12 protein-coding genes are annotated in these 11,878 nt (G+C 31.0%); 9 read left to right on the forward strand and 3 right to left on the reverse strand.

Annotated features, from left to right (window positions below):
• Window positions 1-40 precede the first annotated feature (40 nt).
• From MHH94_RS01130 to MHH94_RS01165, 8 genes are all read left to right on the forward strand, one after another.
• Entirely contained in the window at window positions 41-1,129 is a 1,089-nt protein-coding gene (locus tag MHH94_RS01130) for a cysteine desulfurase family protein (protein ID WP_153654096.1), read from the forward strand.
• A 4-nt stretch (window positions 1,130-1,133) separates the two neighbouring features.
• Window positions 1,134-1,652 carry a transcription repressor NadR gene (locus tag MHH94_RS01135; RefSeq protein ID WP_153654093.1) on the forward strand — a complete coding sequence of 173 codons (519 nt, stop codon included), beginning with the start codon at window positions 1,134-1,136 and terminating at the stop codon, window positions 1,650-1,652.
• Between the two features lie 177 nt (window positions 1,653-1,829).
• Window positions 1,830-4,166 (forward strand): immune inhibitor A domain-containing protein, encoded by a 2,337-nt coding sequence (locus MHH94_RS01140; protein ID WP_107609159.1) that lies wholly within the window; start codon window positions 1,830-1,832, stop codon window positions 4,164-4,166.
• A gap of 142 nt (window positions 4,167-4,308) precedes the next feature.
• On the forward strand, window positions 4,309-4,821 hold the full coding sequence (locus tag MHH94_RS01145; protein WP_058591960.1) for a YfiT family bacillithiol transferase: 513 nt from the start codon (window positions 4,309-4,311) through the stop codon (window positions 4,819-4,821).
• Window positions 4,822-4,968: 147 nt separating this feature from the next.
• A complete protein-coding gene (locus tag MHH94_RS01150; RefSeq protein ID WP_058591906.1) occupies window positions 4,969-6,276 on the forward strand; it encodes a CitMHS family transporter in 1,308 nt (435 codons plus the stop codon).
• Window positions 6,277-6,593: 317 nt separating this feature from the next.
• On the forward strand, window positions 6,594-7,202 hold the full coding sequence (locus MHH94_RS01155) for a spr1630 family ClpXP-sensitive toxin (RefSeq protein ID WP_325887471.1): 609 nt from the start codon (window positions 6,594-6,596) through the stop codon (window positions 7,200-7,202).
• Between the two features lie 7 nt (window positions 7,203-7,209).
• Window positions 7,210-7,368, forward strand: coding sequence for a hypothetical protein (locus MHH94_RS01160; RefSeq protein ID WP_182679484.1), 159 nt, complete (start codon window positions 7,210-7,212; stop codon window positions 7,366-7,368).
• A 16-nt stretch (window positions 7,369-7,384) separates the two neighbouring features.
• Window positions 7,385-8,566, forward strand: coding sequence for a spr1629 family repressor/antitoxin (locus tag MHH94_RS01165; protein ID WP_058591905.1), 1,182 nt, complete (start codon window positions 7,385-7,387; stop codon window positions 8,564-8,566).
• 134 nt (window positions 8,567-8,700) lie between these two features.
• Here MHH94_RS01165 and trhO read toward each other — a convergent pair whose 3' ends face one another.
• From trhO to spn, 3 genes are all read right to left on the reverse strand, one after another.
• Window positions 8,701-9,648 carry an oxygen-dependent tRNA uridine(34) hydroxylase TrhO gene (trhO, locus tag MHH94_RS01170; RefSeq protein ID WP_107603327.1) on the reverse strand — a complete coding sequence of 316 codons (948 nt, stop codon included), beginning with the start codon at window positions 9,646-9,648 and terminating at the stop codon, window positions 8,701-8,703.
• A gap of 234 nt (window positions 9,649-9,882) precedes the next feature.
• A complete protein-coding gene (locus MHH94_RS01175; RefSeq protein ID WP_217844087.1) occupies window positions 9,883-10,359 on the reverse strand; it encodes a MarR family winged helix-turn-helix transcriptional regulator in 477 nt (158 codons plus the stop codon).
• Window positions 10,360-10,550: 191 nt separating this feature from the next.
• Window positions 10,551-10,883: an SPIN family peroxidase inhibitor gene (gene spn, locus MHH94_RS01180; RefSeq protein WP_340839312.1), complete on the reverse strand. Its 333-nt coding sequence runs from the start codon at window positions 10,881-10,883 to the stop codon at window positions 10,551-10,553.
• Between the two features lie 136 nt (window positions 10,884-11,019).
• Between spn and MHH94_RS01185 the strand changes: the two genes are divergently transcribed.
• Window positions 11,020-11,871, forward strand: coding sequence for an alpha/beta fold hydrolase (locus MHH94_RS01185; protein WP_340839313.1), 852 nt, complete (start codon window positions 11,020-11,022; stop codon window positions 11,869-11,871).
• Window positions 11,872-11,878: the final 7 nt, after the last annotated feature.

Consider the following 11,878-nt stretch of genomic DNA (forward strand, 5'->3'; position numbering starts at 1 on the left):
TTGACACAAAGAAACGTAAATAACAAGAGGGGGATTATAATTGATTTATTTAGATAACGCATCAACTACAATGGTTGATGGCCAAGTGATGGATGTCTATCAAGATATACAGCGTGAAGCATATTACAATAGCGAAAGTTTACATATAGGTGGTGTACATACTAGACAGTTGTTGAATGAGTGTAAACAATTTATAAAGAATTACTTCTCAACAGATAAAGAAGTGATTTATACAAGAAGTGGTTCTCATGCAAATGAAATTGCGATACATAGTTTTTTGAAAGAGAAGGAGGGCGGTAAAGTACTCGTTTCGCCTTATGAACACCCCTCTATACATGCTGCTTTAGAAGTTTATCAAGATGATTTTGATATCATTATGTTGCCTTTAGACAACAATGGCGAAATAGATTTAGAACAGACGACTGACTTAATGACGGATGATGTTGTGCTCATCATTGCTCAACATGTTAATTCTGAGACTGGATATATATTACCTGTTGAAGAATTGAGTCAAATGGCACAGGATAACAATATTTCAATGCATGTTGATGGCGTACAAGCAGTTCATAAATTAAAGGATATTAATGTAAAATGGTTCAGTTCATATGCATTTTCAGGTCATAAGTTTCACGGTACTAAAGGTTCAGGTGTGTTAATGATTAATCATGAGTATGTAAAGCCTTTAAATCAACATTACTTTCATGAAATGTATACACAAAATGGTACAATAGATTCACCAAGTATTATCGCGATGACAAAAGCATTATCAATATCACCAAGTATTGAACATATGCAAAATTTACAACAATACTTCATCGAACAATTAAGTGACTTGTCATTTTCACCTATTGTTTACAAAGCGCAAGCACCACATATTATTGCAGTATTAACACCGATATATGAAGGGCAATATATTATGCAATATTTGTCGAATAGAAATATATGTGTTTCGACAGGCACTGCATGTGGTCATGGCGCATTGTTAAGTAGTGGTTTACAAGTTAAAATAGATTCAATACCTGAGAAAACGTATGACCAATATATACGTTTGTCTATTGGGAAATTTACGACTAGAAATGACATAGATACTTGTTTGCACCATTTAAAAACAGCTATAAGAGGAGATTAGTGAAATGAATAACCCTTTTAAAAGAAGAGAGCAAATTTTACAATTACTCGAATCTTCAGATGAACCAATCAGCGGTAAACAATTGAGTCAACAATTTGATGTTTCGAGACAGATTATTGTGAAAGATATTTCTATATTGAAATCACAAAATTATAATATTGATTCAACAAGTCGTGGTTATGTTGTTAATAATGTACAATGTGGTAAAAGATATAAACGTGTCATTGTTTGCCAACATGATAATGACAGAATGGAAGAAGAGTTAAAGCTTATATTGGATAATGGGGCAATGATTGATGATGTTTCAATTGATCATCCTGTATATGGTAGTATTAAAGCAGATTTAATGATTGAAACGTATGAAGATTTATCAAAATTCATTAGTGAAATGGAAAAGTTTGAAGGACAAATGTTAGCGCACTTAACAGATAACCTTCATTTACATACGATTTCTGCACATACTGAAAAGATTTTAGACAATGCTGTAAGAGATTTAAAAGAACACCAATTTATTGTAGAATAACCAACAATATACCTCCGTATAATTTGCTTAATGTAAAATTATACGGAGGTATATTATTTAGATATATTAAAAAGAAAAATTAGAATTTTTAGAATTCTTACTACTATTTTATGGGAATATGTATATAATGTATATAGATTATATAAATAAGGGGGATTTTTTAAAGTGAATTTATTTATGAAAAAGTTATCAGTTGCTTCATTAAGTGCTCTGATTGTACTACCTGCATTTGCTACTCAAGCATCTGCAAATAGTGTCGCACCAAATGAAGACAGGTTACTCGAAACATTAGAAAAAGAAGGTGTCATTGAATCAACTGAAACACCTGAACAGAAAAACAAGAAAATCAGAGAGTATATGGATGGTAAAGGTGAGCAATATCATCAAAAATACATACCGAATAAAGGGCTTTTTGATAAGAAATACAACAAGGGGAACAATGGTAAGCGTTTAGAACCATTAAATAAGAATCAAAAAGAAATGTATAAAAAGAAAAACAACGGTAAACGTGTTGATAATGTTGAAGAAGAAAAATATAAAGGTAAAGTACGACAAGATAAAGTGTTAGTATTAGCGATGGAATTTCCAGATTATCCTCATAGTTCGATTACAAAAGATGAAACGGATATGTACTATGATGATTACCCAGTTTCTCATTTTCAAGATATGGTATTTGGAGAAAATGGCTATAAAGGTCCAAATGGCGAGAATTTAATGAGTATGAAACAGTATTACAAAAACCAATCTGGTGGTAGTTATGATATAGATGGAAAAGTGCATGGTTGGTATAAAGCTAAACATCCTGCAAGTTATTATGGTGGGAATGTGCCAGACGAAAGTGGCAGCGATGGTAAACCGAAAGAATTGATTAAAGAAGCGCTAGAACAAGCAGCGAAAGATCCAGATATTAATTTAAGTGATTATGACCAATGGGATCGTGATGATATTGATGGTGATGGTGTTTATGATGAGAAAGATGGTATCATTGATCACATTATGATTGTACACTCTGGTCCTGGTGAAGAAGCGGGTGGCGGTAAATTAGGAACAGATGCCATTTGGTCACATAGATGGTCACTTGATTTTGATGATAAAGGTGAACCTTACACAATTCCTGGTACTGATTCAGGGCTTGATCAATTTGATGGGAAATTAGCAGCAATTGATTACACCGTTCAACCTGAAGATGGTGCAGCAGGTGTGTTCTCTCATGAATTTGGACACGACTTAGGATTACCAGATGAATATGATACTGAGTATTCAGGTAAAGGTGAACCCGTTTCATTCTGGTCTATTATGTCATCAGGTAGTTGGGCAGGTACTGTTCCAGGTACTGAACCGACTGGATTTGATCCATACATGAAAGAAATGCTTCAACAATTACATGGTGGTAATTGGCAAACAGGTAATGAAATCAATGCATCTGAATTTAAAGGTGAAACGTCAGAACTTATAGATGAAGCCTCTACTAAAGGCACAAACAATGATGCGATAAAAGTTAAGCTCCCTGACAAATCGACTTTAATTCAAAAGCCAATTCAAGGTAAGAAAGCATACTGGAGTGGTGCAGATGATGATTCTCAATATTCTATGGAAACTGCATTAGATTTAAGTTCTGCTAAATCAAGTACGTTAAAATTTAAGACTTGGTATGATATAGAACAAGGATTTGACTATGGTTATGTTCAAGTATCTACTGACGATGGTCAAAATTGGGAAAACGTAGCAGGTAATATTACGAACAATGATGACCCATCAGAGAGTGGACAGAACCAAGGTAATGGTATTGATGGTCAGTCTGAAGGATATGTTAATGCTAAATTTGATTTATCAAAATATGATGGTAAAAAAGTAAAATTAAGATTCTTATATGTAACAGATAAATTTGAAACAAACCCAGGTTGGTTTGTCGATAAAGTTAAAGTAACTTCAGAAGATGGACAAAACATCTTCAGTGATAATGCAGAAGGTAAAGCGAAATTTGATTTACAAGGCTTCGAACAAAGTGATGGTAATAGATATGATGAGAACTACTATTTATTACAATGGAGAAACTTTACAGGACCAGATAAAGGATTACAACACATTAAACGCGGTGGCGGAACGATGTCTTACAACAAAGGTTTAACAGTTTGGTACGTTGATAAGAGTTTCTCAGATAACAACGTAAGTTCTCATCAAGGACAAGGTTTCATAAGCGTTGTAGATGCTGACCAAAATGCATTGAATTGGAAGAAGAAAGGTGTAGCTGATGATCCAGCAACAACACAATTCCAAATTAGAGACGCAGCATTTAGTTTAGATCATCAACCAAAATTAAAATTGAAAAACGAAGAGGGCTATAAACTACACGATAATAAAACGAAGAAAAACCCTGTATTCGATGATAGTCAAGATTACTCAAACCAAGGACAAAAAGATGCAGGCGTATTATTACCGAATAATGGCTTGAAATTTGAAGTATCAGCAAAAAGTAAAGACAACTCAGTCGGTAAAGTAAAAATTACAAAATAAATAAAAAAACAGGAACGCCAATGGGTGTTCCTGTTTTTGGAAATTAATAATTTACCGCACGACACGATATGTTTAATTTTCATTAATCATAAATATAACCTATAATAAAGGTGAATTTAATCTAATGAAAAGGGTGATTATTGTGGATGTAAGATTTCCAATTGGAGAATTAGAATTACCTGAAAAAGTAACAATGAATGATATTAATCAGTGGTTAGATGAGATTGGTAATTACGCAAATCGATTAAGAAAAGTTGTTGATGGATTAAACGACGAAGCATTAAAGAAAAAGTACAGAGAAGGTAGTTGGACAGTTAGACAGCTTGTCCATCATATAGCTGATTCTCAACTTAATATGTATCAACGTTTGAAGATTGCTTTGACTGATGATAGAAAGCCGACAATAGTTGGTTTTGATCAAGAAAAATGGATTGAATTACCAGATAATGAATTACCTATCGAATGTTCACTTAGAATGTTAGAAGGTATTAATGAACGGATAGTTGCAGTTGGACGAAGTTTATCTGAAGAACAACTGAAACGCGCATTCATTCATGAAGATAATGGTGAAACAACAGTAGCCTTTAAAATCGCAAAATTATCATGGCACGAAGAACATCATTTAGCACATATTAAATTAGCTTTAAGTAATTAATCATAATACCGTCCAAATTATATTTGGATGGTATTTTTTTATATTAAAAAATGTTAATTAATATTCTGAAAATTTTTAAAATAGTCTATTGCGAATATTTATAAAAACGCTTACAATAATAAAATACAATAGAGGGGGTACAACATCATGAATTTGGCAATACTTGGATTCGTAATGGTAATCATTTTTATGATTCTCATTATGAGCAAAAAGATGTCAGCTTTAGCAGCATTAATTATAGTGCCAACAGTTTTCGGACTGATTGGAGGATTTTATTCAAAATTAGGCGAATATATGGTGGATGGACTATTAACAGTGGCACCAACGGGTATTATGCTCGTATTCGCAATTTTATACTTTGGGGTTATGATTGACGCAGGATTATTTAATCCTGTTATTGAAGCAATTATGAAAGCTGTTAAAGGAGATCCAGTTAAGATTACTATTGGAACAGTTGCTTTAGCATCATTAGTTGCGTTAGATGGAGATGGCACGACAACGTTTATTATTACTGTTACGGCTATGCTTCCTTTATATAAGAAAATGGGCATGAACTTATACATATTATCAACGTTAGCATTACTATCTATTGGCGTTATGAATATGACACCATGGGGTGGACCAACTGCTAGAGCGATTTCTTCGCTACAGTTAACGACTGAAGAAGTATTCACACCGATTATTCCAGTAATGATAGCTGGTATACTATTTGCTGTATTTTCAGCTTATGTATTAGGTGTTAAAGAAAGAAAAAGAGTCGGTATTAAAAATCATTTAAGTTTAACACTTGATGAAATGCATAATTCTAATGGTACAGATGAAGATGAAAAAGCATTATTAAGACCAAAAATTGTGATTGTTAATGCACTTTTAACAATATTATTATTAATCGCATTAATTACAAGTTTCTTACCAATTCCAGTATTATTCATGATTGGTTTTGCAATTGCATTACTAATCAATTATCCAAGCCTTGAAGTGCAATCTGAATTGATTAAACGTCATGCAGGCAATGTATTAGCAGTTGTAGGGTTAGTGTTTGCTTCTGGAATTTTCACAGGGGTTATGAATGGTACAGAAATGGTAGATGAGATGGCAAAAGCATTAGTAAATGTTATTCCTGAATCAATGGGGAATCACTTTGCACTCATCACAGCAATCTTAAGTATGCCATTCACATATTTTATGGCCAATGATCCATTTTATTATGGTATATTGCCAATCTTAGCAGAGTCTGCCCAACAATTCGGTGTAGCAAAAGCTGAAATGGCAAGAGCATCGATATTAGGACAACCATTACACGTATTAAGTCCGCTTTACGCCGCCGGTTATTTATTAGTCGGTATGTTAGGCATAGATTATGGTACAAACCAAAAAGTTGTTATGAAGTGGGCAATAGGTTCCTCAGTGTTTATGATATTTGTTGCTGGAATAATAGGCGTTATTTCGTTTTAATTAAAGATTCATTATATATTAAACTCAGAAATCTAATAAATAGGATTTCTGAGTTTTTTTAGTGGAATAAAGTATCGGTATTCCAATAGGATAACACAGGGGAAAGTTGACGATACAAGATATAGCAGTTATCAAAAGTTACAATGATTACCAAGTCGATAATGACGAATAGTGTTTGTTTAGAATAACATGAATCAATACATAATTACTTTAATTTTAAAATAAAATACCTTATATAACTTTAAAAAAATCTTTGAATTTACAGTTTTTATAGTGTATATTGAAGATAATTATTTTAAACTTCAAGAGGTGATAATATGATTTCTATTAATTCTAATTTATTGGATTCAATTGTAAAAGGTATTGTTGCAGGATATAAGGATTATATTGAGGTTAGAAAAGAGAAAGAAAATGAAATGTATATTAGTGATGCTTATGCTCACGTAAAGTCTAATCATATTGAGAATCAAGTATATAGACATATAGATGAATATTGTGGATTTATTAAACAAAATGCTGGGCCAGCTTGGAAATTTTTAAAATTCAACACAATTGAGAATCAGGGTAACAGGAAAGTGAGTTTTATCTTTAAGAATGAAAGGTATTTTGATGAGAAGAATGTCACTTATGGTAAGAATGCATTAAATGATAAAGAGACTAAGGAGAAAAAATATTTAAAAGATTTAATGAATGACAATTATGGATTAAATTTTGAAAAAATTAAAACAATAAGTGAAGAACCTTATCAACTTGATGCTGATAGAGTACTTTTTGATGATATTAGAAATGAAGATAATAGTGATGGTCATATATTTACTATTGTTACATATGGTATTGACGTTATAACGAGACAGTTAAATTCTGTGAAATTATGGATCCCAAATCCGGAAGATAATACTGCAGTATTATCTTCCGGATTTAACTGACTATTTATTGAATTTAATTAAAAATGAGGAACAATATTTTATTGATTATAAAGATTTAGAAGTGCTTAAATCTGATAGAGAGTTAGAAGAAGGAATTGTAGATATTGAAAAAGAATTTAGATATAGTCTTACAGAAGAAGATGAAGATGAATCTAATAAAGATTAAGGAATAGGTGAAAAGAATGTTTATAGGTAGCAATCTTGAGTGTGTGAGAACACTTAATGGATACAGCCGGAAAGAACTTGCTGAAAAGGTTAGTGTAAGTGAGCAAGCTATATGGCAGTATGAAGTGAAAAATATGATGCCTGAAATTAATAAGATATATGAATTGTCAAACTTATTTAATGTGCAAACAAGTTATTTTATAAGTGATCAACCTAAGATACTTAAGGAAAAATCTGTTGAAAAACAAACAATCGCGTTCAGAGCTGTGAGCTATAAGGTATCTACTAAGTTATTAAACAAACAACATTATCAGGCTAATTATGTGTCGAATTTAACCAATTATTTACTAGCATATGTTAAATCACCATTAATGGAAATAAAAGCTTTGATTGATGAGTTGGATGACTTGATAGAATCTTTAGAGGATTTAGATCGCATTAAAATTATAAAAAAATGTGCAAGTATAAGTAGGAAAAAATTATTAGGAAACTGTAGTAATAATCATTTATTGTTTAATTTAGAAAAATCAGGCATCATGATATTTGAAAAAAATATTGATAATGATGCTGATGCATTTAGTTTTTGGTCAAATCGTGAAATACCATATATTATATTAGGTAATAACAAAGGCATAGCTGTAAGAAGGAATTTTGATATAGCGCATGAACTATGCCATATACTTTTACACAGACACATTCAGTTTGATAATTTGTCACAAGCGGAGTATAAACAATTAGAAAATGAAGCTAATATTTTTGCAGCTGAGTTTTTATTACCAGAAGCTGAGTTTATAGAAGATTTTAATAAGCTTACTAAAAAATCTAATCCAGATCATATGAAAATATTAAAAGAAAAGTGGTTTGTTTCGATACAATCTATAGAATTGAGAGCTTATTATTTAGGATTATTGACTGAAACTCAAAATAGATATTTTTGGGAATCTGTAAATAAAAAGGGTTATAGACGAAAAGAGCCACTTGATGAGGAAATCAAGTTATCAAAACCAGTTAAAATAAATAGTTTATTAGATTTTTACTTTAAAGAGAAGGTTATGACACCAGAATTTTTATTAAATGACTTAAAAGTAAGTCCAAAATTTTTAAATGAAATCGCAAATATAGATACACGACTCATTGATAAATATATGGACGTAGAATCAGATAAAGAACGTAATGTCATCTCGCATTTATTTAAATAATAAATAGAAGTTAAAAAACTATTCATTTACAAATTATGGAATATTTCATATAATGAATACATAACATAATTTCCATAGGCATCACCAAACCCCCTTACTAGTTGCGTAGTAAGGGGGTTATTTAGTGATATTTTTTATACTAATGATTTAAAGTTTTCTAAGCGGTTTGCTTTTTCTTCTTCGCTAATGTTGTGTGCTTTTACGTAACGGTTTCTTTCGTGTGATGCACATTCGTGGGAGCATGCACCAAGATATTTGTGTTCGTTCTCTTCTATAACTAAGAATTGACGGTTACATTCTGGGTTACTACAGTTAATGTATCTTTCACATGGTGTGCCGTCGAACCATTCTTTACCGACTACTGTTTTTTCAACTTGGTTTACGTCTACGCTAATTCTTTCATCGAATACGTACATTTTACCGTCCCAGAATTCACCTTTAGTTTCTGGATCTTTACCATATGTTGCGATTCCGCCTTCTAATTGGCTTACGTCTTCGAAACCTTCTTTTAATAAGAATCCTGAGAATTTTTCACAACGGATACCACCTGTACAATAAGTGACGATTTTCTTATCCATAAATTGTTCTTTATTTTCTTTAATCCAGTCTGGTAAATCTCTGAATCTTGTTATATCTGGACGAATTGCACCGCGGAAGTGTCCTAAGTCGTATTCGTAATCATTTCTTGCATCAATTACGATTGTATCTTCTTCTAATAAAGCTTCTTTAAATTCTTTTGGTGATAAGTAGTTACCAGTTAATTCTCTAGGGTCTACATCATCTTCTAAGTCTAATGCTACGATTTCTGGTCTTGGACGCACGTGCATTTTCTTGAAAGTATGTCCTTCTGCTTCATCGATTTTGAATGTAATACCTTCAAATCTTTCGTCTGCTTTCATTTGTTCCATGTATTTATCCGTGTCAGCTTTCGTACCTGAAAGTGTCCCGTTGATACCTTCAGTTGCTACTAAAATACGTCCTTTAAGATCAAGCTCTTTACAAAATTCTAAATGTTCTGCTGCAAAAGTTTCGGGGTCAGTAATTGTTGTATATTTATAAAACAATAGTACTCTATAATCCATTTTCTTATCTCCTCTAATTCTCTTTTTTTATTTATATGATATGTCAATTTGAAAGTATCTAGTTGATATGGAACAATTTTTATATGAATGCACATTTTTATCCTCATTATATTGTATCAAAAAAGTTGCATTTTTCAATTGTTTGATTTTGTAAAATAATATGAAATCGTTTTTATCTTTCTTAAAAGTGAGTTTGAGGTCGAATTGGAGTAATATTGACTATTTTTTATGAAGTTAAACTTGGAGTTCCCCGTCTTTAATTACTTTTGCATAATTACTAAAATGATTGTCTAATTTATCTAAAGTGGAAATGAAGTTCGTAAATTCTTCATTAGGTAATATTTTTAACAAGTGATCTAGATTTGTGATACATATTTTATTTAATTCTTTAATTTTTTCACTACCAACTTCTGTTATAAAGACATGAATTTTTCTATTATCTTGACAATCCATTTTCTTTTCTACATAGCCTTCTCTAATTTGTTCATTTAATAATCGACTTAAATTTCCTTTATCCATGTCTATGGATTCGGCAAGTCCAGCTAAAGTCATACCTTCATTTTCACTAATAAAATACAATAAGTTCAGGTAATTTAATGAATAACCATTACTATTAGCAACATGTCCACATAGAAATTTAAAATTAGTATTCAATCGTAAAAGCTTAGTTTTAAAATCTTGTAATAACTCTTCTTTCTCTATATTTTCCATATTGTATTCCTCCATTAAATTAATTAATGCATTAAGATTTTACCAAACTTTCAATTATAAAAAAAGTAAAATTTCTTAAATAGTATAAAAAAGTTTAGTTGTTAAGCACAATTAAATGTATGTGAATCATAATATGTATATTCACATAAAGAGTTGAATGACATGAATTATGCCATTCAACTCTTTATTTCCTATTTCCAGCCTTTATGATTTCTATATTTATAAAAAACAGAAACATCAATGTTTTGCTTTTCAGCAGTTTTAATAACTTGTCCTACATTTTTAAAGCCTAATAATTTAAAATAATGAATAAGTTGCTTTTTAGTTAATGCATCAGTATCTTTACTTAATAGAGTAGTTAAATCTTGATCAGTATGGAAAGGTAAGCGCGTATCATCATGAAGCGTTAATCCATTTTGAGAATACGTTCTAGCATCAGCATGATGAGAATCAGTAATAGTAATCGCACCAAAACCTAAAATAACAGCAGATAAAGTAACAGGAATTAATTTTTTGAATTTCATATATAACCATCTCCAATCATTTGATGAGTTGATTATAATATAAAAATTCCAAAAAAATAGGCAGTTAAAAGTTATTTAATAATAGTTAAGAATGAGTTAAGAAATAGGGGAGAAATAACTAAAGGGGGAGAAGAAAATGTTTGAAAAATTATATGTGGATGCCAAAAGGGGTAAGTTTGAAGTCTTTAAAAAGGGCAATGGAGAACCATTAATATATACGCACCATTATAGTCAATTTAATGAAAATGGTGATTACTTTTCACAATTATTAAGTAAGTATTATACAGTGTATATAATTAACCTTAGAGGTGCTGGTAACTCAGACGGCAGTACAAAAGAGTGCACATATAGTATGGAAGATACTGTTCGAGATTTGGAAAGTATCAAAGAAAAGTTGGGTATTAAGAAATGGACTATGGCAGGTCATTCTACTGGAGGTTTTTTAGCACTCTATTATGCGATTTTATATCCTAAATCTTTAAAGGAAATTATTGCTGGTGGAATCGCAGCTTCTGGTGAGTATATGAAACATGCAAAAAGTATATATAATGAAGGTAATCCGAATCATAATCGATTGATGGAAATATTCAAGTTGCTAGAAAACCAAGAATTAACTATTGAAGAAAAAAGAGCATTAAATAAAGAATGGGTTATGATGTCTTTACATCAAAAGGATGCTTACTATGAAATGATTAATATAAAACAAAGTGGAAAAGTATTGTCAGATAGACTGAATTATTTTAGTGAAGAACTACCTTACTATAATATTACTAATCAATTAAGAGATACAGAAACTCGAGCTTATATATATTGTGGGATTTATGATGCACAATGTCCATATGAGTTTAGTAAAGAAGTGTCACTTAACATGCCTAATGCAAAATTAGAAACATTTAATGAAAGTAATCATTATCCTTTCTTTGAAGAAAAAGAAAAATTTATAAATTATGTTGAGGATATAGTTTCTTCAAGTAGAAAAAGTTGCTAATCAACTT

Origin of the sequence: Mammaliicoccus sp. FSL K6-3158 (genome assembly GCF_038005105.1) — a bacterium.
GTDB classification, from domain to species: Bacteria; Bacillota; Bacilli; order Staphylococcales; family Staphylococcaceae; genus Mammaliicoccus; species Mammaliicoccus sciuri.